A 23,041-nucleotide genomic window follows, 5' to 3' on the forward strand; every position below is an offset into this window, starting at 1 on the left:
CTATTAACTGGAAACGCTTTATTTACTCTTGTAAGCGTCATCAACAAACATTTTATGGATTTCTCGTGAACACTAGGTGAATTCAACAAAAAAAGTGCCCATCATTATGAGCACGTTTAATTCATTAATTAACCCCGATGTAATCATTGACAATTGCAAATTCACCGATAGTCCTGAAACGGTTGTAACGATCAGCAATTAATTCATCTTCTGAAAGCTTCAGCAGCTGCTGCAACGCTGTCTTAAGTACATTATCAATTTCTTCTGCTTGCTTGATTGCGTCTCTTTGGGCACCGCCCTTAATTTCGGGAATGATCCCATCAATGACGCCTAGTTCTTTTAAATCCGGTGCGGTTATTTTCATTGTTTCGGCTGCATTTTTAGCCAGAGCTGCATCTTTCCATAATATTGCCGCAGCACCCTCCGGTGAAATAACCGAGTAGGTTGAATTCTCCAGCATATAGATACGATTACCAACTCCAAGTGCAAGAGCGCCGCCACTCCCGCCTTCACCAATCACTATACAAACCACTGGAACCCTAAGACCAGCCATTTCAAACAAATTGCGAGCAATTGCTTCACTTTGCCCGCGTTCTTCTGCTGCCTTTCCAGGATAGGCACCCTTTGTATCAATGAAACAGATAATCGGTCGATTAAATTTATCTGCTTGTTTCATTAATCGAAGTGCTTTTCTGTAGCCTTCTGGATGTGGCATTCCAAAGTTTCTGCGAATATTCTCTTTCGTGTCTCTTCCGCGCTGATGGCCAATCACTGTTACAGGTAATCCTTTATATTTAGCAATTCCGCCCACTATTGCCTCATCATCAGCAAAGGTTCGGTCGCCATGACATTCAAAGAAATTCTCAAACAGATAGGGAATATAATCTAGCGTTGTCGGCCTGTTTGGAAGACGAGCAATTTGTACCCGATCCCAAGGCTTAATGTTTTCATAGATACTCTGCTCAAGCTTTTCAAGCCTAGTCTCTAATTTGCTAATTTCTGAACTTAAGTCAACATCAGCGGTTTTGGTGAACTCTTTTAAATCAGTGATTTTCTTTCTCAACTCGATGACCGGGCGTTCAAATTCTAATTCTCCTACCATCTGAGCACACCTCCAGGTTGATGGATTTCTAGAATGTTTGTGACTTTCTCAACTAAGTCATTTCGAACGATAATTGCATCCAACTGACCGTGTTTTAACAGAAACTCTGACGTTTGAAAATCCTCAGGCAATTCTTCGCGGATGGATTGTTCAATAACTCTCCGTCCGGCAAATGCAATGAGCGCACCTGGTTCAGCAAGGTTGAAATCTCCCAATGATGCGAAGCTCGCAGATACACCACCAGTTGTCGGATGCGTCATAATCGAAATGATTAATCCACCATTATTACTAAACCTTTTTAAAGCAACACTTGTTTTTGCCATTTGCATTAAACTTAAGGCACCCTCTTGCATTCTCGCTCCACCAGATGCGGTAAAAATAATAAACGGAACATTTAACTCATCAGCTTTTTCAATTGCTAGTGTAATTTTTTCGCCAACAACCGATCCCATGCTTCCCATTCGGAACGTGGCATCCATAATGGCAAGAACAATTTTATGACCGTTAACTGTTCCTATTCCAGTGACAACAGCCTCGTTCAATTTACTCTTTTGTCGGTCTTTTTCAAGCTTTTCAAGGTAGTCAGGAAAGTTTAATGGATTTTTTGAAATCATATTATCATTCATTTCCATGAAACTTCCTTCATCTATGAAAGTGTCAATCCGTTCTTTTGAGTTCATTGGAAAATGATGGCCGCAATGCAAACATATTTTTAAATTTTTCAATAATTCTTTTGTATACATAATCTTCTTACATGAAGGGCATTTTGACATAATTCCTTCAGGAACATCATTTTTTGCAGTTTCCGTCGGTATTTGAGCATATTTCTTCTTTTTTGTAGGACTTTTTGAAAAAAGATCTTTTAGCGCCAAAAATTAAACCTCCCTTGTGTTACGATAACTCTGGCAAGTTTCTCCAATTAATACTATTTAGAAGTTTTTCTATTCATACTAAACTTCATACATCCATAGTGGTCAGACCACAATTGAAATAAAAATACCCTAACTTAGGGCTTGGTTAACCTACACTATAAATTAAAATGGGTTCAAAATCTGTTAGTATTTGTCGTTAAAAACAGACAAATTCCGTAGATTGTAATAAGCAGATAGTGTTTTGACTTCATTCTTTTCAGACAGGGCCTCAATTAGTAATAGATAGTCTTGACGAGGATTGACAATTTTTATTGAATCAAGCGAATGGTAATACTCTTTTAAAATAGACCAAATTCTAGAGAAAAGATGGTTATCAGCGATCTCAATAATTTGATAAAAAAACTCATCATCATTTACGCAGTTATCTTGATTTGCCCATTCTTTCAAATTCACTATATTTTTGTTATCTATTTTTTGCAAGGCTAATCTTAGGCAGTCCATCTCAATATAACACTTTGTCTCAAATACATCACGTTTCGCTTTTTCATCCTGTAAAATAAATGTACTAAGAAGCTGTACAAGATGATTGCCCCGAAAGTCGCGAATAAACGTCCCTTCGCCCCTCCGTGTTTCAATTAACCCAAGCAATTCTAATGCCCTAAGTGCCTCTCTAACGGAAGAGCGCCCGAAATTCAGGCGCTCCGACAATTCTCGTTCAGATGGGATCTTATCTCCGGACTGTAATCCATCGATTGTTATCATTTCTCGTAACTGCTTAACAATCTCTAAATATACCTTAGTATTGTTTCCCACTAACGTATCACTCACTTTTGCCAATAATTGCGAGCCTCTTCGTTTTTTCCTTTATTTCTTCAGGATCAACCTTAATGCGGGCAACCCCGGTTTCCATTGCTGCTTTTGCGACTGCTGCTGCAACATCTGGAGCAACTCTCGGATCAAACGGTCCGGGAATGACATAGTCGGCATTCAGCTCATCTGGACTGATTAGGTTGGCAATAGCTTCTACTGCCGCGACTTTCATTTTTTCATTTATATGGGTGGCACGAACATCGAGTGCCCCACGGAAAATTCCCGGGAATGCGAGAACATTGTTAACTTGGTTTGGAAAATCTGAACGGCCTGTTCCGACCACTTTTGCTCCTGCTGCTTTTGCCTCATCAGGCATAATTTCTGGGTCCGGATTGGCCATAGCAAAAATAATAGAATCTGAATTCATTGATGCTACCATTTCTTTTGTAAGGGCACCTGCAACTGAAACTCCGATAAAAACATCCGCACCTTTAATTACATCTGCAAGGCTGCCTGTTAGGTTATCTCGGTTTGTAAATTTCGCTACTTCAGCTTTAACTGCATTCATACCCTGTGGACGCCCTTCGTAGATGGCGCCTTTTGTATCACACATAATTATGTCCCTAACACCGTAACTATATAACAATTTAATAATGGCAATTCCCGCTGCACCAGCACCGTTTGCGACCACTTTAATTTCTGTCATTTTTTTGCCGATAAGCTTAAGTGCGTTGACAAGACCTGCAACCGTAACAATTGCTGTCCCATGCTGATCATCATGAAAGATTGGAATATTTGCTTCCTTTTTTAATCTTTCCTCAATCACGAAACAATTTGGAGCAGCAATATCTTCAAGATTTACGCCTCCAAAAGTAGGTTCAAGTAATTTTACAGTTTCAACAATTTTGTCAACATCAGTTGTGTTCAAACAGATGGGAAAAGCATCAACACCAGCAAAGCTTTTAAATAGTACTGCTTTACCTTCCATAACAGGGAGAGCTGCCTCAGGTCCAATATTACCAAGTCCAAGAACAGCGGTGCCATCGGATACAACTGCAACCATGTTCCCTTTCATGGTATATTCGTAAACCAATTCTGGTTTCTCATAAATATCTTTGCATGGCTCTGCAACACCTGGTGAATAAGCTAAACTTAAATCATGTGCATTTCGGACTAAAACTTTTGATTTCGACTCTAACTTTCCCTTATTAATTCGATGCATATGTAATGCTTCTTCCCGTAAAGTCAAGATAGTTCACCCCTCAAATTTTTACAAAAGATTATTTAACATTCCGCTATATGTAGTTCGATTTTTTTGGTGGTCAGACCACACTTGTCTCATTATCACTATAACATATCTTCGAAAGTTGTAAAGAATTATTCCTTCAAAACAACATTTTTTGGACCTAGCACATTTCTTAATAATTGCTGTAATTCGGGGGTAGGATTGATATTATTTTCTGACCCCAGTCTAATTGTTTTCCGGTTTTTTTCATAGTGTAAGATCACTGCTGCTGTTCCTTGATGTTCTTTTAGCAGCTGATTTAATTGCTGAAGGGAAGATTCATCCTGTTTATCCTCAACTATTTTCAAATATAAGACTGACTGTTTAACAGTCTTAGTTTGTAACCACTCTTCTAAGTTTGAAACTTGTTGAATGATAAATTGCTGCTTCCCTTCACGTTCTTCTATTTTCCCTTCAATCAATAAAAATTTCCCGTGCCCTAATAGATGCGAATATTTTTTGTAAACATTCGGGAATGCCACAGCTTCCATTTCGCCGCTTGCATCACTTACTGTTAAAAAGGCCATTGAATCGCCTTTCCTAGTACGAATGGATTTCATAGAGGTGATATAAACGCCTGATGAAATCCTTTGGGTTTGATTTTTGATCCCAAAAAGGGCGAGTGCCCCTGCATGTTTGAGTTGCTCTTCATAAATAGAGACCGGATGGTCCGAAAGATAAAAGCCAAGTGCTTCTTTTTCAAATGTCAGCTTATTCTCCAGACTAATGGGATCGACTTGCATATAGTTAGGCTTTGGTATGAATTCTTCTTCAAATAAATCAAATTGGTTATTTTCAGATGGTTTAAATATTTGTGCATGCTCCATCGCTACATCTAAACTAGCGAGCAGAACGGCACGATCCTCACCAAATTCATCAAAGCAACCAGAATGGACCAGGAACTCAAGCGTTTTTCGATTGATGGCTTTTGAGGAAACCCGAATGCAAAAATCAAATAAGTCTACAAATCTTTTCTTTTTCCTTGCCTGAAAGATCTCTTTTAAGGCGGCAGCCCCTACGCTTTTAATGGCTGCTAAGCTGTAACGTATTCCTTCCTGTTCTACTTGAAAGGAGTAACCACTATTATTGATGGATGGAGGCAGGACCTTGATGTCCTTTTGTTTTGTTTCCATGATGTATTGAGCTATTTTCGTATCATTTCCGATTGCCGATGTAAGCAGGCCGGCCATAAAATAAACCGGATAATTTGCTTTTAAAAAAGCTAACTGGTATGCAATCATACTATAGGCAACAGCGTGGCTTCGGTTAAAGCCATAATTAGCAAAACGGACAATTAAATCGTAGATGTCATTGGCTAGTGTTTGTTCATACCCTTTTCTTAGCGCTCCCTGGACAAAATGACTCCGCTCTTTATCAAGAATCTCCTTTTTCTTTTTCCCGACCGCTCTTCTTAAAAGGTCGGCTTCACCAAGTGAAAAACCAGCCATTTTCGAAGCAATTTGCATGATTTGCTCTTGGTAAACAATGACGCCATATGTATTCTCAAGGATAGGCTGCAAATCAGGGTGTGGATATTCTACTTTCTTTACGCCGTGTTTTCGATCAATAAAGAGTGGGATATTTTCCATTGGTCCTGGACGGTACAAGGCATTGACTGCCACAATATCTTCAAATCGGGAAGGTTTTAAGCGGGTTAGAACTTTGCGCATCCCTTCAGATTCCAGCTGAAATATACCTGTCGTTTCTCCGTCCGCTAACAGGTTGAAGGTCACAGTGTCCTCTAATGGAATCGAGTTGATGTTTACTTTCTTACCAGTTTTCCGATAGATAGAAGATAAAATTGAATCGATTAATGTAAGGTTCCGTAAGCCTAGAAAGTCCATTTTCAAAAGGCCGATTTCTTCGAGATGTTCCATTGAAAATTGCGTTAAATATACATGGTTAGACCCGCGTTGAATGGGGATTAAATCAATTAGCTGCTTCTCACTTATGACCACACCAGCTGCATGGGTGGAAGTGTGGCGCGGTAGACCTTCTAGTTTTAAAGCCGTTTCAAAAAGCCGTTGATTCATCGGGCTTTCCTTAATAAATCTTCTTAGTGGTTCCGATTCTTTATAGGCTCCTTGCAGGTTTATTCCTAATCGCGACGGAATCGTCCTTGATAAATGTTCTAGTTCCTTTGAATTTAACCCGAATACCTTACCGACATCCCTTAATGCAGCTTTTGCTGCGAGGGTTCCAAATGTTACGATTTGCGCGACATGTAGTTCACCGTATTTCGCCACAACGTAATTAATCACCTCATCGCGCCGATGATCTGGAAAATCAATATCAATATCAGGCATCGAAATCCGCTCAGGATTTAGAAATCGTTCAAATAATAGATTATGCTTTAATGGGTCCACATCAGTTATGTATAAAACATAAGCAACAAGCGATCCTGCTGCCGAGCCCCTTCCTGGACCTGTTAGAATTCCCTGCGCGCGGGCATATCTCATAAAATCCCAAACAATTAAAAAGTAGTTGCTAAATTCCATTCGCTTAATAACCGATAGTTCATAGGACAAACGATCAAAATATTCCTGAGATGGGGCAGAAAAACGTTCGCTTAATCCCTGCATGCATAACAATTCCAAATACTCCGAAGCTTGCATTCCATTCTCCGTTGGGAATGCTGGCAGATAGGTCTTATTCAGTTCAATGTTAAAGTCGCATCTGTTTGCAATCCTGAGTGTATTTTCTAATGCATCCGGGACATCAGAAAAGCGATCCACCATTTCACTTGCAGTTTTTAAATAAAACTGATCGTTTTCCAACTTTTCTCTGTGATCGTCCTGCAATTTATCGCCATTTTTTATGGCTAACAAACACTCTTGGGCAAACATATCTTCTTTTTCTAAATAATAGACCTGATTTGTCGCTACCAGCGGGACATTCATTTCTTTTGAAATCAAGTTAAACTGATTTCTGATTGTTGTTTCTTGTTCGAGTTGATGATTTTGAATCGCTAGAAAAAAGCAGTCTCTACCGAAGATGGTATCTAGTTTTCTTATTATATTTCTGGCAATTTCTTCTTCACCATTTAAGATGGACTGCTCAATTTCACCTTCTAGTCCAGGTGTGATTGCTATAAGCCCTTCCGAATAATGTTTCAACCATCTGAGTGGAATCCCATGATCCGTTTTTGTTTGAACCGTACTAGATATCTTTAATAGATTTTTATAGCCATGATCATTTTCTGCGAGTAAGACCAATGGATAGGACTCGTTATTGTTGTTTTCACTTTCTACATCCACAGTTAACCCGATGATGGGTTTAAGATTATTTTTCTTACACAACTTATAAAATTCAATGGTTCCGTACATGACGTTTCTGTCGGTTAAGGCGATCGCAGAAAAGCCTTTTTTTTGTGCATTTTCAATTAAATCCGGGACAGATGCCGTACTTGTTAATAAACTATATGCACTATATACATGTAGGTGAATAAAAGACATATTGTCACACCCTTAATTCCATAATCTCTCCCTTTATTATAGAACGTTATTGATAAAAAAGAAAATATGTTCTCATTTACTAGAAAAGCTGAAGCGCCCGTTTAGCGGCGTATGGATTGGAGCGCTCCAACTGAGATAAAGGAAAATCGAAAAGCGGAAGCGCCTTGTTCAGGGGCGACAGGCATAAGACGAGCCGGCGTGAAGGTTGCTTTTTACCTTCAGGACGGATTGGCTTATGACCCGAGCCCCTAGGCGCTGGAGCTAGACAACACGGAGAGCGATAGCGATTCGATGTTGACTTATCGTAGGGCGGAGAGCGAAGTACACTGGGCGCTGAAGCTGGACAATTTTCTTATTTTAATGCTCTAAATTCATATTTACAAATGTTTGTCCATATAAATGAGTATTGGGATTGATTATAGGTAAGGGCGGTTGACGAGATGAAAGAAATTGGTTTTTTTCCTGCTTTTATAGAAAGCTACTTTATTGCCTTAGGTGTGGTGCTTGGTGGTTCGCTTATTGGTGGGATAGCCTCATTTCTAACCGGACAGCCACCGCTAACGACCGTTTACCGCTTATCATCAGCGCTTCGAATTTGGGCGATAGTTTCGGCGATTGGCGGGACATTTGACGCGGTTTATACGTTTGAAAGAGGTTTATTTGATGCGAATACAAAGGATCTTTTTAAACAATTTTTATTAATACTCTCTGCCTTAGGCGGGGCCCAGACTGGTGCCCTCCTTATCAATTGGTTAACACAGGAGCATATCTCATCATGAGAATCCCGCCATTATATCGAAGACCTTCCTGGCAGCGTTTTTTTGGAGGAATGGCCGTAGGTGGTGTGATTAGCTGGTGTATTTTTTTATATATTTATGGGGTTTGGCAGGAAAAGAACACCGAATTAATTCGGACACAAGCGAAGGAAATTATTGACTTAAACGGAGAGAAAAAAATTTGGCAGGAAGAATATAAAGAAATTAATAAGCGAAATATTGAACAGCTTACAGTCCAGAAAATCAACATTAGAATTGCAAACTGGGAAAAATATAAACTTGATTCTTTAAGTGTATTAGAGACAGAAGACTCGGTTAGAGATGATATTAGCATGATGATTGCAAAAGATATCGAAACCGTCTACAAAAGTAAGGACCTTTTGAAGAAAATTATTGAAAATAAACCAATTAAAATAAATGATAAAAGGTATAAACTAAAGGTTAAAGAAATGGTTTTTTATACAAACCTATCGATCCAATTAGAGATTCAGTTTGAATAATAAAAAATCGACCCTCACTTTCACGAGGGCCGATTTTTCTATTTGTTGGCTCAGTTAAACTTAGCTGTTGATTTCCGCTCCAGGCGCTTCGCTCCTGCGGGGTCTCCCCTGCCCCGTACTCCCGCAGGAGTCTTCGCGCCTTCCGATCCAATCAACTTGGCTAAAAATCAACAATATCTTTAACACATCCTATTTTTTAAATGAATAATTTTCACATACTTCGTCAAGTGCTTTTAATACATCGTCCACTTCGTTCCAAGAATAGATGGATGCTCCTGATGCAAGTGGATGTCCCCCACCTTTAAACTGCCTTGCAACTCCATTGATGACAGGACCCTTTGAACGCAGACGTACCCTTATCTGTTCGGCTTCCTCGATGAAGAAAACCCATGCCTTTATTCCTTTTACATTTCCTAATGTTCCAACTAAGAGGGATGCCTCTGCGGGTTTTGCATTGTATTCTTGTAATAGTTCTTTTGTTAGCCTAACTGAGGCAACACCGTTATTCTGTAACTCAAAATTTTGGAGTATAAAACCGTTTAACTTAATGATATTGGTATCCAATTCATACATCTTGTCAAATAGCTCAGTCCGTGAAAAATTGTAATGAATTAATTCCCCAGCATACCCCAGTGTTTTTTCCGTCGTACTCGGAAAAAGAAATCTTCCAGTATCACCGACAATTCCAGCGTATAACAATCTCGCTGCTGCATCGTTCATTTTTAGCCCTTTGTCTTTTCCGTTTAAATAAAATTCATAAATCATTTCGCTGCACGAGCTAGCGCTTGTATCCACCCATAATAAATCACCATACGGGTCCTCATTTGGATGATGATCAATTTTTATTAACTTTTCACCCAGAGAATAACGCTTGTCACAAATCCTTTCAGCATTTGCGGTATCACAAACGATCACTAATGCACCCTTATATACTTCATCTTCAATCACATCAAGCCTGCGCATGTAATGAAGGGTTGGTTCCTCTAGACCAACCGCATAAATCTTTTTATTCGGGTAGGATTCTTGAAGAATCGCTGCCAATCCACCTTGTGAACCGTAGGCATCAGGATCTGGACGGACGTGACGATGAATAATGATGGTTTCAAATTGTTCAATCTCTGCTAAAATCTGCTCAATCATGTGCAATGCTCCTTTACCAACTAATAAACCAAATGTGGTATTTTTTTGTTTTTACAGTTACAATAATAGAAGATTTTCTATGCTTGGAGGAAATAATATGTTTGTACTTGTTATATTAATTGCTATACTTTTTGCTTTCTATCTATTTTATAAAACAAAATACATTAGAAGCAACCGTTTAGTAGAAAAGAAATGGCTTGCTGCTAAATCAAATATTGCCCTAGGGCTTTTTGTCTTTTTATTTGGAGTTAATCACATGCTATTTATTTCCGAAACAACGGTTATGTATATAGTTGCCGCAGTATTTATTGTTTATGGTGCATTATTCAGCTGGATCGGTTTCAAAAAATATAAACATTACCTTCCATTCGCAATCGAGGAAGCAAAAAATTTTGAACTGCAAAAATAAATATAGAAGCCGCTTCTCCATTAGTGAAGCGGCTTTTTTTATTGATATAAATTTGATAGCTGTCTAATTTCTATCAAGCAACTGACACATCATCATTGCTTTTCCAACTAATATTCCTTCATTGAAAACTTCTACATCCACTTTTCCAAATTTACGTCCGACTTCAAGTACTTTCGGATAAATTTCTAATATACTCTCCATTTGAACAGGTTTAATAAAGTAAATAGTCATATTTTCAACGACAAGATCGCCTTTTTTATAGCTCCGTAATACACGGTTTGCTGCATCAGAGACAATCGTTGTAAACACACCGTAAGAGATTGTTCCAAGTTGGTTGGTCATTTGCGGGGTTACTTCGCAAGAGTAAACCTCTTCTCCTTTTGCTTTTCCCTGCATTAATACCATTTGATTTGTAACGATATCGTCGAGAGTTTCCCCGACCTGTGGCTGCCGCTGGTTCATTTGTAATGCTTTTAAAACATCCTGCCTGCTAATAATACCTTCCAAACGGTTTGAGTCATCTGTAACAGGAAGTACTTCAATTCCTTCCCAGACCATGGTATGTGCAGTTGAAGCCACACTTGTCTTCCCATTTACCGACATGGGGTGCTTGGTCATAATTTTATCAATGGATGCTTCTAAATTCTGACCTAAAATGTCCTTACTTGTCACCATCCCTTGAATCTTCATGTTTTGGTCAACAACTGGGTAGCGGCTGTGTGCAGTTTGTTGATTAAATTCATGCCATTTTGACACCCTATCCGTCGTTTTTAGATAAAAAGTATCAGCAAGAGGGGTTAAAATATCTTCGACTAAAATAATTTCTTTTTTGATTAATTGGTCATAAATCGCCCGGTTAATCATGGTTGCGACCGTAAACGTATCATAGCTCGTTGAGATGACCGGTATTTCTAGTTTATCTGCTAGCTTTTTGATATGATCGTCAGCATCAAATCCACCGGTTATGAGCACAGCGGCTCCAGCTTTTAAAGCAAGTTCATGCGCCTGAGTCCGGTTCCCGACTATTAATAGGTTACCAGCCTCAGTGTAGCGCATCATGGCTTCTAATTTCATGGCACCAATAACAAATTTATTTAGGGTTTTATGCAAGCCCGTTCTTCCGCCCAATACCTGACCATCAACAATATTTACTACCTCAGCAAAAGTAAGTTTTTCAATATTCTCTTTCTTTTTCCGTTCTATTCTAATCGTTCCAACTCGTTCGATGGTACTTACATATCCTTTATTTTCCGCTTCTTTAATCGCACGGTAGGCTGTACCTTCACTAACGGACATCGCCTTGGCAATTTGTCTGACAGATATCTTTTCCCCAATAGGGAGACCATCAATATATTGTAAAATTTGTTCATGCTTAGTGGCCAAGACCTTCACCCTTTATAGTCAAATTCCAATTATTCTATTTAGAATAACCCGGATTACATATAATTTTTATTATAGAGTGTTGAAAGCCTTGATTCAATGCGGATTCTCACATTACTCTTAATTCTCAATGATAGAACCTAGATTTCTTCCTAGATCGTCGCTCCGATTGAAGTTTATGTCCTTGCTTTTTGGGGCTATAAAGAAGGCCAGTAAGATTTCCAGCGATAACGATTAAGGCAAATGAGAGCCAGGCTAATGAAAATATCCCTTGAGCCCCATCAGCATAAATAGATAATCTTGGTGCTCCATAATAAAGCAAGATGCCACAGAGTAACAGGCAAAGTAAATATCTGTTCTTTTTCAATTTTATTTCCTCCCCCTAAAAGACTGCTTGTTCCATATTTATGCATAGTGGAGGGAAAAAAGTATGTAAATCACCTAAGAACAATTAAATTTCGATGGCTTCGCCTGGTTGGAGTACTTTACCGTTTTTATCTTCCAGCATCTCAATAAACGTGAACGGGTCTTGTTTGATTGGCGGGAAGGTATTGTAGTGGATCGGTACAACTGTTTTAGCTTTTAACAGCTTGGCTGCGTATGCTGCATCTTCAGGCCCCATTGTAAAATTATCACCTATGGGCAGGAAGGCTACTTCAATCGGATGGCGCTCACCAATCAACTTCATATCTGAAAATAACCCCGTATCACCAGCATGATAAATCGTCTTTCCTTCATTCATAAATAAGATTCCAGCAGGCATGCCGCAATAGATGAGTTCATTATTTTCTGTTGTAAAGCTTGATCCATGAAAGGCTTGAGTTAGTTTAACTTTGCCAAACTCAAATTGATGGGCTCCACCGATATGCATACCATGGGTATGAACTCCCTGCCAGCTTAAGTAGGTAGAAATTTCGTGGTTTGCAACGACAAGGGAGTTATTTTTCTTTGCCAGCTCAACCGTATCCCCGACATGGTCATTGTGACCATGCGATAAAATAATGACATCTGGTCTTAGTTCCTCCACTTTCAAGTCCGTCAATTGATTACCATTTATGAAGGGGTCAATTAAGATGGTTTTCCCATTTGTTTGAATTTGTACAACTGAATGTCCATGATACGAAATTTTCATTAGACTTGCTCCTCTCAGTTTTCATATAGTATATACTTCCATACAATAACTGGAATTCCTTCCATATCTCTAGTTTAATCCTAATATATTGATTTTAAGCAAGGAGAAGTACAAGGCGGTCAGTTAGTTTACATTTCAAGTTTTAATTGATAATCTCATCATAGGACATGAATTACATAGGGGGAGTAAAAATGAATCAGCGATTAACTAAGCTTCAAACATGGATGAGAGAAAACGATATTGAAGTTAGCTTCCTAACCTCATCAGAGAATGTATTTTATTTAAGCGGATATTACACCAATCCACATGAACGCTTGCTCGCACTAGCAGTCTTTCAAACAGACGAGCCCTTCCTTGTTTGCCCAGGGATGGAAGTCCATGATGCCAAACGTTCTGGCTGGGACTATGAAGTTCTCGGCTATAGCGACATTGACAATCCGTGGGAAATGATTCTAAATTCCATAAATAAAAGAATAAACAATGTGTCAAAAGCAGCTATTGAAAAAGAGCATATGAATGTGGAACGTTATGAACAACTCTCAAAGTTATTCCCGCAGGCATTATTTGTTTCTGCTGAAGAAAAATTACGAATGCTTCGAATGATTAAGGATGCCAAGGAGTTAAAAACTATTGAAGAGGCCTGTGCTCTTGCCGATTACGCAGTTGAATTCGGTGCTAGTGAAATCAAGGAAGGCAAAACGGAGTTGGAAATACTTAATGCCTTAGAATACGCCCTAAAACAAAAGGGTGTGACCGAAATGTCGTTTTCGACAATGGTGCTTAGCGGGGCAAATGCAGCTTCGCCACATGGAAACCCTGGAGAAACAAAAATTCAAAAAGGCGATCTTGTTTTATTTGATTTGGGAGTGGTCATTGACAGGTATTGTTCTGATATCACTAGAACGGTTGCATATGGGGACATTAATGACAAGCAAAAGGAAATCTATGACACCGTATTAAAAGCGCAGCTTGCTGCCATTGAAGCAAGCAAACCAGGGGTTCGTGCAGCCGAAGTGGACTTAACTGCCCGTCGAATCATTGCTGAAGCCGGATTCGGAGAGTATTTTCCACACCGCCTTGGGCATGGCCTCGGGATTAGCGTGCATGAATACCCATCTCTAACCGAGACAAATGACCTTATTATTGAAGAAGGTATGGTATACACGATTGAACCAGGTATCTATGTACCAAATGTGGCTGGTGTTCGCATTGAAGACGATTTGTTTATTACCGCAGACGGGGCAAAGGTCCTAACAAAATTCCCAAAAGAGTTACAGATCATTAAATAATTTCTTTTGGACTTTTTTTACATTGAAATCTGTGAAGAGTTGATATATTATATAAATACAAGCTGCGTTGTTCGTAGTCATAATAAAGTTTTAACCTTTAAGCTGTAAAAGGGAGTTTAACCATTGGAGCTCGAATGACAAGCCTCTGTCTATAAGACCTGGAGGACATGCAGAAAAGTTTCTGAGAACACCCACTTTGAGGAGTGGTGGTTTAAAACTTTCTTATATTAATACGGCAAATGCGGCTACATATTTAGTTTTATAAAACCAGTTCCTTTTTAGGAGCTGGTTTTATTTTTATTAAATGCTTTGTTAATAATTTTAGACTTTATACGCCAAATGTGCCCTGTTTCAAAGTTCCTGGCTCGTTTCGGTCACGTAGAACCCCTCTACGTTACCCTTTTCTCTGGTCCTGGTTCTTTTCGGTCACGTAGAACCCCTCTACCTTACCCTTTTCTCTGGTCCTGGTTCTTTTCGGTCACGTAGAATCACCCTTTAGAAAAAGGAGGAGGGACATATCCGTCCCTCCTCCTTGCTAGTTAATCATTATTTTTCCAACAATGTTTTGGTATCTAAAAATTCAAGTCCATGTGCGTCTGCGACTGCTTCATAAGTTACATACCCGCCTAGTGTGTTGATTCCTTTCAATAATGCTTCATTGCTGAGACATGCTTTTTTGTATCCCTTGTTGGCAATTTGAACCGCATACGGTACGGTTACGTTTGTTAACGCAATGGTTGATGTTCTTGGTACAGCACCAGGCATATTGGCAACAGCATAATGGACAACATCATGCTTCACATAGGTTGGATTATCATGAGTAGTAATCCGATCAGTCGTTTCAAAAATACCGCCTTGGTCGATTGCAATATCGACAACGACACTGCCAGGTTTCATGGATTGAATCATCGCTTCCGTTACAAGTTTCGGTGCTTTGGCCCCTGGAATAAGAACAGCGCCTATGACCAAATCCGACTCCCTTACTGCTTCGGCAATATTATAAGGATTGGACATTAAGGTTGTCACATCGGATCCAAAAATATCATCTAATTGACGAAGTCGATCTGGATTTAAATCAATAATGGTCACTTTTGCCCCTAAACCAATCGCCATTTTAGCCGCATTCGTTCCAGCCACACCGCCGCCAATAATAGTTACCGTTCCTCTTTGGACTCCTGGGACTCCGGATAGAAGAATACCCATCCCGCCATGAACCTTCTCAAGGAATTGAGCACCAATTTGAGCAGCCATTCTTCCAGCGACCTCACTCATCGGTGTTAATAATGGTAAACTTCTATTAGGTAACTGCACCGTTTCATAGGCTATACCCACTACTTTTTTATCAATCAATGCTTTGGTTAATTCTGGTTCAGGTGCAAGATGTAAGTATGTAAATAATATTAAGCCTTCTCGGAAGTATTTATATTCGCTAGGAAGCGGCTCTTTAACCTTCATTACCATTTCCATGGACCATGCTTCTTCTGCTGTATCTACTAATTTCGCACCAGCAGTTTCATAATCCTCATTTAAAAAACCTGAGCCTAGCCCTGCTCCTTTTTCAATAAAAACCTCATGACCAAATTTCACTAGGTTGACCACTCCAGCAGGTGTCATGGCTACACGGTTTTCATTATTTTTGATTTCCGTAGGTACTCCGATCCGCATGTGTTTTCCTCCAAGTATTATTATTCATAGAAAAATAGACCAAGCCAATTTTATTATAACCTTTTTCATCCTAGTTGATGATAACAAATACACGTTTGAATTCCATCAAAAATATAGCAAAAGCTTTGCCGAATATGGCAAAGCCTATGTTTTAATGATTCATTAATACCAAGGATAATAAGGGTATGGGTATGGGTATGGATATGGTGGATAGTAAGGATATCCGTAACCGTAACCATATCCGAAACCTGGAGATAATAAGGCACCTGCTGCTAGCCCAGTTAAGAATGGGAACCCAAATCCAAAGCCAAATGGTCTACCAAAACCAAAGCCAAATGGTCTGCCGAAGCCAAATCCAAATCCTGGACGGCCGAAACCGCCATGGAAACCGCCATGGAAACCACCAAAGTGTCCGAAACCTCCATGACCGAATCCCCCATGAATTCTTTCATCTGCTGGGTTCATCACATCATATTGCACATCAATGTTATTAGGCATTCCATACATTTCTGTACTCATAATTCTCCTCCTCATTTTAATTTAATGACACACTAAAGAATATGCATATGCAAAAGTAGATTCTTGGGTATTTGCCCGTATTTACAAAAATTCCAAGGCATTTGTCCATGAACAAGAGGCGCAAGCGCCTTCTAATACAAAAAAAAACTGCCCCTTATTTAGGACAGTCCCACATTACCACACCATTTAACTCTCAGTACCAGAAAAATCTTCACTATCAGCAATCGCTGTTCCTTCGCCAATAAAACCACTATTATACGAATTCATAATTTGTTGGCTTACTTCAATCGTACCCTGTTCGTCAAACTCAAACAAAAACTTTTTATTCTGGTCATGGTTTACCATCCGACAATCTCCTTTCCTTTGTAAACTACCTCTTTATTGTTCGAAAAATTGCAACAGTTATTCCTTGTTAAATAATGTATAATTTAAGTAAGGAGATGATAAATCATGGGACTTAAATATCAGAATATTTTAGTCGCTATTGATGGTTCAAAAGAAGCAGATTGGGCTTTTAAAAAGGGAATTGAAATTGCCAAAAGAAATGACTCCACCCTATTATTAGTCCATGTTATTGACACTAGGACGTTTACATTAATTGAGGCTTACGATACAGTTATTGGTGATCGGGCAGAAAAGCTTGCAAAAGATATGCTTGAAAATTATCTAAAACAAGCGGAGGATGCAGGATTAACAAAAGTGCAATATGAAATAGACTACGGCTCTCCTAAAATAAGAATTCCTAGAGATTTGGCTAAAAAACACAATGTTGATTTAATTCTCTGCGGTGCTACTGGATTAAATGTAGTGGAAAGGTTCTTTATCGGCAGTGTTTCTGAACATATCACCCGATATGCAGCTTGTGACGTTCTCGTCGTACGCACAGACAAAGATTCCGAATAATATGAAGTTTTCAAAAGCACGCAGCAATGATGCTTCAAGCTTTTTTATACACTAAATTTACCTTAAAAATAGGTTTGTAGAGAATGGTTTATATATGTATAGTATAATAAAATACTAATAAACAGATTGGAGGCAACTATATGAAAGAATATTTTTCATTTGATGATCGTCTTGGTATCCAGCTCCCCGATTTAACAATGGAATTGGCTGATTACAGCATAGAAACACAGGAAGAGATTCTCTTATATTGGGAACAAGTTCGTGGCTCTATCCCGGACCGGATTGGAGAACTAGAAATCCAAATTAATCAGAAACAAGCACTTCTTTCGAATGAAAGTAATTTCCCTCGCTCCTGTCAACTGAACACCGAAATTGCGGAACTTGCTTCGATTATTAATGATTTATGGCTATGGTACCGAGCAAACGAAGTTCTTTCAACAAAAGTCCATCAATAAAAAACTCCCTTTCCATCGAAAAAGGGAGTTTTCTCTATTAAAGGTCTTTTTGTATTTCTCTCACTACATGGCCAAGTTCAGGTAAAATTAATTTATTCATTGCTAGTTTCACTGCACCAGTTGAGCCTGGAGTGGAGAATACGGCTTTATTTTTTATCACACCCGCAATGGTTCTTGAAAGAATTGCAGCGCTGCCAATATCGTCTTGATAGCTCAGCATCCTGAACAATTCTCCAAATCCGACAATTTCTTTATCTAGTAGATTTTGTACGGTTTCTATCGTTACGTCTCGCTTAGCAATCCCTGTGCCGCCATTTGTTAAAATGACATCAATTTCTTCTCTTGAACAGCCCTTTACTATTTCATCATGAATTGGTGCGGCCTCATCTTTTACAATCACGTAATCTATAATTTTGTGACCTGCTTGTTCAAGCAGTTCCATCATCAGTTTACCACTTTTGTCTGTTTCGCTATTTCTTGTATCACTAACCGTGATTACTTTACAATTTACCGTTTTTGGGGCTTCCTTTTTATGTTCTTGTGTACTCATCCAATAAACTCCTCTTTTTCTTTTAGGTAGCGAAGTTGATAATATTTATGGGCTAAATCAGTTACCTTTCTCGTTAACTGATAATTGGTGCCTGCACCAATCGCCATACTGACAAGCGGGATACCTTGTATCACCTTTTTTCGGAACAATGTAATAACCAACGCTTTCAATAGTTGCTGCACTGGCTGTTCAATCCATGTAATATCAATAATTTCTTCATTTCCTTTATAAAAATAATAGTCATCCCGATTCTCCAATTCATCCATCAACAAGGTCCATCCCTCTAGTTGAAGCCTTGGAGGCAATGTTGCCGTATGAAACACCTTCAGAGAGGTCATCATTTCAAACGGGGTATTAACCTCAATCCCATAGGTCATTGCAATTAATTGGACAGCCCTTAAATTAATAACGGCTATTGCTGGTATGTCTGTGCTTAGAAGAAGTGGACCACCAGTCCCAGCTAAACCACCTTGAGCAAAAGAGTATAGACGATGCCTCGCAATTTGCTGCTCTGCAATGTATTGTAATTGCTCAATTTTTAATTGGCGTAAGTCTTCTACTTTTTCTAAGTCTTTATGAAATATCCGCCCCGCAGAAAGAATTCTCTCCTTTGCATCCATCTGAAGCTGCGAGCCTTGTAACATACTATGTAAATGAAACAGCCAACTATCAATAACAGTAAAGAATTGCCGTTGAACCTTTTCAGGTAATAATAAGAATGATTGTTGCAGATATTTTTCATAAGTTAATTGGAAATCATTGGGCTCAAATTCACGTAAATTTCTTTCCCAATCCTGTATTTCATTCAAGACCTTTGCTTCACGGTCTGTTAATGGCATGATCGATTCCCCTCCACAGCAAGGCTTTCTATTTCCAGTATATCACAATGAAATAAAAGGATAAAAAGGCAAAAGCCATTAAATTAGCTTTTGCCTTCTGTTTATTAATGAGTATTTGCTAAGCGAACGACGTCTCTAGCAATCATTACTTCTTCATTAGTCGGTATAATTAATACTTTAACTGGTGAGTGTGGATAGTTGATAAATGTTGTTAAATCAACGTTTCAAGGACTTTTTTCATGTTATTTTCATCAATTTTAGCATTTAGGTCTTGGTTTGTCCATGAAATTTGATTAGGTAATGATTAGGTAATTAGAACAAAAAAAGAGCGACTATTTTAAGCCACTCCTAATCAGAAAAGTGATCAACATTTCTATCCATAAATTAATCACCTCTGAATAACTCTGTAAAAAAGATGGTAAGTCCATCTTTAGCAATTTTATTTTTTTTAGGGTCTTTGCTAAAACTAATATCAAATTTAATAGGATTATTTGAAATATCTGTTAGTAAAACCTCATTTTCATTTTCAGTAACTTCATAGTCTCTATTGTTGAAGACAAGTTGTTTCATCCTATCACCTCGGTTCCCTTAAATCTGGCTTTTTAATTTTTGTGTGCATATAATCCAACGCAATTTCTTGGAGATATTCTTTGAATGTAATTTTGTTTAGATAAGATACGTTTACCTTATTACCTTTATATGTGTAAGATTTATCGTACTGCTTATTGTTGGTTGCTGTTGTCAGCCTCTCACCTCATCCCATCCTTTTTGTACTTTTCCAACAGTAATTCAACTTTTTTCTGAAGATAATCCTCAATTTTAAATTCACCTAAAAAATATTCATTTCTAATTTTGTTTTTGGAATTGTTGTTGTTTTCATTCGTTTCGCCTCATTCTACTATTAATTCTAATACTGTATATCCGTACTTGTTATTGACGTAATCTACAAATAATTCCCAATATAACTTTTGCGCTTTGATTTTGAAAACATCTTCATCAATGGTTATTAGCGTATCCTCTGTGATAAAACTATTCCTAGTTTTCATGTAATCACCATCTTTTTTTGGTCTTTGCGTTGCCTTTTAGCCAATTTTGGAATACTTCTTCATGTACCATGTATTTTTTACCGACCATTACTACATGAAATTCTCCACTTTTCATTAATTCATAAGCACCATTTCTTCCAATACCTATTAATTCCATAACACCTTTAACATCAAGCATTACCTTTCTAAACTCAGTCACACCTATGTTGCACCCCCAATCCAAAATCATTATACTAATATAAATATATTTATGTCAAAATTTTCAGTTAATATTAATTAAGTTGATAATAAAAAAAGAGTGACCATTTCAGCCACTTCTCAAGTGTAAACATCTGTTTTTGCAGACTTTGGTTGTTTTTATTGAAGTAACGCACCCGTTACTTTAAGTGAATTAGTTCACAATCTTTTTATTCTCATTTTGCGGAAAAATTTTTAATTTCATGAAATTATTTTTGTTTTCGATAATGTATTGAATCAAATATAACAAAGGGGCTTTGTAGAAGAAATACAGGAAAAGTTGAAAATGATTTAGTCGAACTAATTTTGCAACTTTTAGCTTTTCCATTAACGTTACTAAGATAAAAGCGAAGGAAGAATTAACAATAGCATTAAGCAAAATAAACCGTTTAAAACTTCCATATGTCCATTTTAATATCCACATAGACCCTACCAAAAACGGGCCAATATTAAAAGGAAATTCGTTAAACAAATAAGAATTGGGTTTATTATAAAAAACCCACCATTTACGTCTTTTCCCAATTAGTACATTAATAAATTCAAAAAATACGATAAGGAGTGATGCGGGAATAAATCTTTTTGTATTATTTAACCCTAAAAAAGGTAATGTAAGCCACGCAAGTATGACCATAGTGAGATTTACCAACCTTTGAATCTTTATTGACACATTTATTAACCTCCCTTTCCAAAACAATCCTCCCTGATAAAGTTTCCAAAAAATTAAACTTGTATGTAAGTTATTCTTCAATAAACCTGCCACGTTACTTGAATAAGAAAATAGCATTACCCCATTGTTGAAGTAATGCATCCTTTAGCTTAATAAGGTAAATTTAGTTTTCTTTTTCATTGGGTATCTTGCTCATATTCAAATCATTCCACTAATGATTTATTGTACTCGTTTGATACGGAGTGTTCAGGAATAACAATTCGAAGGTATGACGAAGAAGGACTACTCTACTTTGAGTAGTCCCGTGATATATCATCAGGTAATAGTTGCACTCCAAGTACCTCCCCCTTGTTCACAAGAATAAGTACCTGTTACTCTTCTTCCTTCAATTCTGCCTGTGTAATCACAGTCATTTCCATCACTGCTGTTTCGACGTTCAATACGAACATTGTTACCCTGTTGCTGCATTCTCAAAACAGCGGTTACAGGAGTTGCACCTGCTCTGGTCCACCTCGCGTCAAAGATATTGCTATTTCCTCGACGTGTCCAAACTCCTCTCCATCCATTTTCCTCTTCGTCCCATCTTGTTCCTAAATCCGGTACTCGTGGTTCTCTGATTATCGTACCACTCCAAGGACCTCCCCCTTGATTGCAGATGTTAAAACCCGTTACTCTTCTCCCTTCAATTCTGCCTACATACTGACAGTCATTTCCATCGCTGCTGTTTCGGCGTGAAATACAGACGAAATTGCCCTGTAATCGCATCCGCAAAACAGCAGTAATAGGACGTTCTCCAGCCCTGGTCCACCTCGCGTCAAAAACATTGCTGTTTCCCCTGCGTGTCCACACACCCCTCCATCCTCCTTCTTCCACTTCCCATCTGGTACCTAAATCTACTTGTCGATAGGACGGATTAAACAGCTCCTGGTAATAATACGAATTAAAAGAGTCATATGGACTAGTATAGTAATATGGGTAATATGGGTTTCCATAATTGTACATAAACTACCACCTCCAAAATTATTAAAGCTTGCAGTTTATATTATGTTGGATTTTAAATAATGCCCTGCCAAAACGAGGTTCTAAGATAAATAAAAAAGTCCCTCATTTTCGGACTTTAGGGACTGAATTTTTAGTTGGTCTTGAATTAATATTGTGTGCCTCCCGGAACAACGTCCTTATTGAATTAAAGGTCAGTTATATACAGTATCAACTTAAAAAATGTTGAAAGAATGCACCTTTTATCGTTGTTTACATGTATTCATAGATACGGGTTTTAAAGACTTGAATTAAGCCCTCTTTGGGTAACTATTGATCCTGGGATTAAGCAGTCCCCTCATCAGGCAACTAGTCTATCTTTCATCCCTACCGCGCTTTCGCTTACTAGCCTTGAAGTTTAGTGTGGAAGGAGTACATTTCCACACTAAACTTCAAGGTCGTATCCTCCCCCTGTTAGACATGTCTATTTCCATATCTTTGAATACGTTGAATACTATAAAAAATACCTGTATATAATGTGTAAGCAAAGATAGAAATTGGGTCATTTTTGTATCATTACTTACGTTGAATACGGTAGAAATTCATACTGTATATAACTGCCCCGTTAGTCGAATAAGAAAAGCTGCCAAAATGACAGCTCCGATCTTCAACTCTTGCACCCATTACTTGAGTAAGAATTTTTCTTTAATTCTCATGTTCCTTTTCCCTTTTAAGCCTTAATAATGCATCTGGTTCAGGGACGCTATTGAACATCTTTATTAGTGCATCTACACATTTATCATTTGTAAAGCCCCCGTTTCCACCATGTACCATTTCTACATAAGAGGCAGTAATCATTAAAAGGGTTTTAGCACCTGACTCGTCTAAAGCAATGATTTTTTCTCTTGTTTTATCTAAATCCAACATAAATTATCTCCCTAAATTTGATTGGCACAATGACAGTTCTGTTTTTAAACTCTTGCACCCGTTACTTGAATAAGAACAGGTATTGATGAATTATTATCTTGCATG

General features: G+C 38.2%; 24 protein-coding genes, 1 other RNA gene and 1 pseudogene. 7 read left to right on the forward strand and 19 right to left on the reverse strand.

All coding sequences use genetic code 11. The features are described from left to right. Positions 1–124 precede the first annotated feature (124 nt). The 5 genes from accA to dnaE all read right to left on the reverse strand — a co-directional run bounded on the left by accA (position 125) and on the right by dnaE (position 7,524). Positions 125–1,102, reverse strand: coding sequence for an acetyl-CoA carboxylase carboxyl transferase subunit alpha (gene accA / locus J7E67_RS11095; RefSeq protein ID WP_214731908.1), 978 nt, complete (start codon positions 1,100–1,102; stop codon positions 125–127). Then, entirely contained in the window at positions 1,096–1,974 is an 879-nt protein-coding gene (gene accD, locus J7E67_RS11100; protein WP_214731909.1) for an acetyl-CoA carboxylase, carboxyltransferase subunit beta, read from the reverse strand. The genes accA and accD overlap by 7 nt, the downstream gene beginning before the upstream one ends. Positions 1,975–2,157: 183 nt before the next feature. After that, positions 2,158–2,736: a FadR/GntR family transcriptional regulator gene (locus J7E67_RS11105; RefSeq protein ID WP_251026708.1), complete on the reverse strand. Its 579-nt coding sequence runs from the start codon at positions 2,734–2,736 to the stop codon at positions 2,158–2,160. 58 nt (positions 2,737–2,794) lie between these two features. Then, complete coding sequence (gene ystJ / locus J7E67_RS11110) at positions 2,795–4,033, reverse strand: NADP-dependent malic enzyme (protein ID WP_214731910.1); 1,239 nt, start codon at positions 4,031–4,033, stop codon at positions 2,795–2,797. A 128-nt stretch (positions 4,034–4,161) separates the two neighbouring features. Then, complete coding sequence (gene dnaE, locus J7E67_RS11115; protein ID WP_214731911.1) at positions 4,162–7,524, reverse strand: DNA polymerase III subunit alpha; 3,363 nt, start codon at positions 7,522–7,524, stop codon at positions 4,162–4,164. 440 nt (positions 7,525–7,964) lie between these two features. Here dnaE and ytrH point away from each other — a divergent pair, with 440 nt between their 5' ends. Both ytrH and ytrI read left to right on the forward strand, forming a co-directional pair. Further along, positions 7,965–8,303 carry a sporulation membrane protein YtrH gene (gene ytrH / locus J7E67_RS11120; protein ID WP_088089236.1) on the forward strand — a complete coding sequence of 113 codons (339 nt, stop codon included), beginning with the start codon at positions 7,965–7,967 and terminating at the stop codon, positions 8,301–8,303. Beyond that, positions 8,300–8,800: a sporulation membrane protein YtrI gene (ytrI, locus tag J7E67_RS11125; RefSeq protein ID WP_214731912.1), complete on the forward strand. Its 501-nt coding sequence runs from the start codon at positions 8,300–8,302 to the stop codon at positions 8,798–8,800. The genes ytrH and ytrI overlap by 4 nt, the downstream gene beginning before the upstream one ends. A gap of 189 nt (positions 8,801–8,989) precedes the next feature. On the opposite strand, the gene J7E67_RS11130 is transcribed toward ytrI, so the two are convergent. Further along, positions 8,990–9,940 (reverse strand): DHH family phosphoesterase, encoded by a 951-nt coding sequence (locus J7E67_RS11130; protein WP_214731913.1) that lies wholly within the window; start codon positions 9,938–9,940, stop codon positions 8,990–8,992. 97 nt (positions 9,941–10,037) lie between these two features. Here J7E67_RS11130 and J7E67_RS11135 point away from each other — a divergent pair, with 97 nt between their 5' ends. Next, positions 10,038–10,349: a YtpI family protein gene (locus J7E67_RS11135; protein WP_214731914.1), complete on the forward strand. Its 312-nt coding sequence runs from the start codon at positions 10,038–10,040 to the stop codon at positions 10,347–10,349. Positions 10,350–10,412: 63 nt separating this feature from the next. Here the strand turns inward: J7E67_RS11135 and J7E67_RS11140 are convergent, their stop codons facing one another. The 3 genes from J7E67_RS11140 to J7E67_RS11150 all read right to left on the reverse strand — a co-directional run bounded on the left by J7E67_RS11140 (position 10,413) and on the right by J7E67_RS11150 (position 12,861). After that, the gene (locus J7E67_RS11140; RefSeq protein WP_214731915.1) at positions 10,413–11,732 is read right to left on the reverse strand and encodes a CBS domain-containing protein; all 1,320 of its coding nucleotides are present in this window, start codon (positions 11,730–11,732) and stop codon (positions 10,413–10,415) included. A 124-nt stretch (positions 11,733–11,856) separates the two neighbouring features. Beyond that, complete coding sequence (locus tag J7E67_RS11145; RefSeq protein ID WP_088089241.1) at positions 11,857–12,096, reverse strand: hypothetical protein; 240 nt, start codon at positions 12,094–12,096, stop codon at positions 11,857–11,859. An 84-nt stretch (positions 12,097–12,180) separates the two neighbouring features. Continuing rightward, the gene (locus J7E67_RS11150; protein WP_214731917.1) at positions 12,181–12,861 is read right to left on the reverse strand and encodes a metal-dependent hydrolase; all 681 of its coding nucleotides are present in this window, start codon (positions 12,859–12,861) and stop codon (positions 12,181–12,183) included. Between the two features lie 191 nt (positions 12,862–13,052). Here J7E67_RS11150 and J7E67_RS11155 point away from each other — a divergent pair, with 191 nt between their 5' ends. Together J7E67_RS11155 and ssrS are read left to right on the forward strand one after the other, a co-directional pair. Continuing rightward, complete coding sequence (locus tag J7E67_RS11155) at positions 13,053–14,150, forward strand: M24 family metallopeptidase (RefSeq protein WP_214731919.1); 1,098 nt, start codon at positions 13,053–13,055, stop codon at positions 14,148–14,150. A 56-nt stretch (positions 14,151–14,206) separates the two neighbouring features. Then, positions 14,207–14,402: non-coding RNA, 6S RNA (gene ssrS, locus J7E67_RS11160), on the forward strand. A 294-nt stretch (positions 14,403–14,696) separates the two neighbouring features. On the opposite strand, the gene ald is transcribed toward ssrS, so the two are convergent. The 3 genes from ald to J7E67_RS11175 all read right to left on the reverse strand — a co-directional run bounded on the left by ald (position 14,697) and on the right by J7E67_RS11175 (position 16,679). Then, positions 14,697–15,815 (reverse strand): alanine dehydrogenase, encoded by a 1,119-nt coding sequence (gene ald, locus J7E67_RS11165; RefSeq protein WP_214731921.1) that lies wholly within the window; start codon positions 15,813–15,815, stop codon positions 14,697–14,699. Positions 15,816–15,977: 162 nt separating this feature from the next. Then, the gene (locus tag J7E67_RS11170) at positions 15,978–16,334 is read right to left on the reverse strand and encodes a hypothetical protein (protein ID WP_214731922.1); all 357 of its coding nucleotides are present in this window, start codon (positions 16,332–16,334) and stop codon (positions 15,978–15,980) included. A gap of 186 nt (positions 16,335–16,520) precedes the next feature. Next, the gene (locus tag J7E67_RS11175) at positions 16,521–16,679 is read right to left on the reverse strand and encodes a hypothetical protein (RefSeq protein WP_214731923.1); all 159 of its coding nucleotides are present in this window, start codon (positions 16,677–16,679) and stop codon (positions 16,521–16,523) included. 105 nt (positions 16,680–16,784) lie between these two features. On the opposite strand from J7E67_RS11175, the gene J7E67_RS11180 reads away from it, so the two are divergent. Together J7E67_RS11180 and J7E67_RS11185 are read left to right on the forward strand one after the other, a co-directional pair. Next, the gene (locus J7E67_RS11180; RefSeq protein ID WP_214731924.1) at positions 16,785–17,237 is read left to right on the forward strand and encodes a universal stress protein; all 453 of its coding nucleotides are present in this window, start codon (positions 16,785–16,787) and stop codon (positions 17,235–17,237) included. A gap of 140 nt (positions 17,238–17,377) precedes the next feature. Continuing rightward, the gene (locus tag J7E67_RS11185) at positions 17,378–17,692 is read left to right on the forward strand and encodes a DUF4391 domain-containing protein (RefSeq protein WP_168245320.1); all 315 of its coding nucleotides are present in this window, start codon (positions 17,378–17,380) and stop codon (positions 17,690–17,692) included. Positions 17,693–17,729: 37 nt separating this feature from the next. On the opposite strand, the gene J7E67_RS11190 is transcribed toward J7E67_RS11185, so the two are convergent. The 7 genes and pseudogenes from J7E67_RS11190 to J7E67_RS11215 form a co-directional block, all read right to left on the reverse strand. Beyond that, positions 17,730–18,242 (reverse strand): MogA/MoaB family molybdenum cofactor biosynthesis protein, encoded by a 513-nt coding sequence (locus J7E67_RS11190; RefSeq protein ID WP_214731925.1) that lies wholly within the window; start codon positions 18,240–18,242, stop codon positions 17,730–17,732. Next, on the reverse strand, positions 18,239–19,081 hold the full coding sequence (locus tag J7E67_RS11195) for an EcsC family protein (RefSeq protein WP_214731926.1): 843 nt from the start codon (positions 19,079–19,081) through the stop codon (positions 18,239–18,241). Before J7E67_RS11195 ends, J7E67_RS11190 begins: the two co-directional genes overlap by 4 nt. Positions 19,082–19,185: 104 nt before the next feature. Next, a pseudogene (locus tag J7E67_RS31270) lies at positions 19,186–19,287 on the reverse strand (hypothetical protein); the annotation flags it as partial. Between the two features lie 178 nt (positions 19,288–19,465). Continuing rightward, complete coding sequence (locus tag J7E67_RS11200) at positions 19,466–19,651, reverse strand: hypothetical protein (RefSeq protein WP_214731927.1); 186 nt, start codon at positions 19,649–19,651, stop codon at positions 19,466–19,468. 480 nt (positions 19,652–20,131) lie between these two features. After that, on the reverse strand, positions 20,132–20,326 hold the full coding sequence (locus J7E67_RS11205; protein WP_308161390.1) for a helix-turn-helix domain-containing protein: 195 nt from the start codon (positions 20,324–20,326) through the stop codon (positions 20,132–20,134). A gap of 1,020 nt (positions 20,327–21,346) precedes the next feature. Next, on the reverse strand, positions 21,347–22,033 hold the full coding sequence (locus J7E67_RS11210; RefSeq protein ID WP_214731931.1) for a hypothetical protein: 687 nt from the start codon (positions 22,031–22,033) through the stop codon (positions 21,347–21,349). Between the two features lie 681 nt (positions 22,034–22,714). Next, complete coding sequence (locus J7E67_RS11215) at positions 22,715–22,936, reverse strand: hypothetical protein (RefSeq protein WP_214731933.1); 222 nt, start codon at positions 22,934–22,936, stop codon at positions 22,715–22,717. Between the last annotated feature and the right edge of the window lie 105 nt (positions 22,937–23,041).

This window comes from Bacillus sp. ISL-46 (assembly GCF_018613205.1).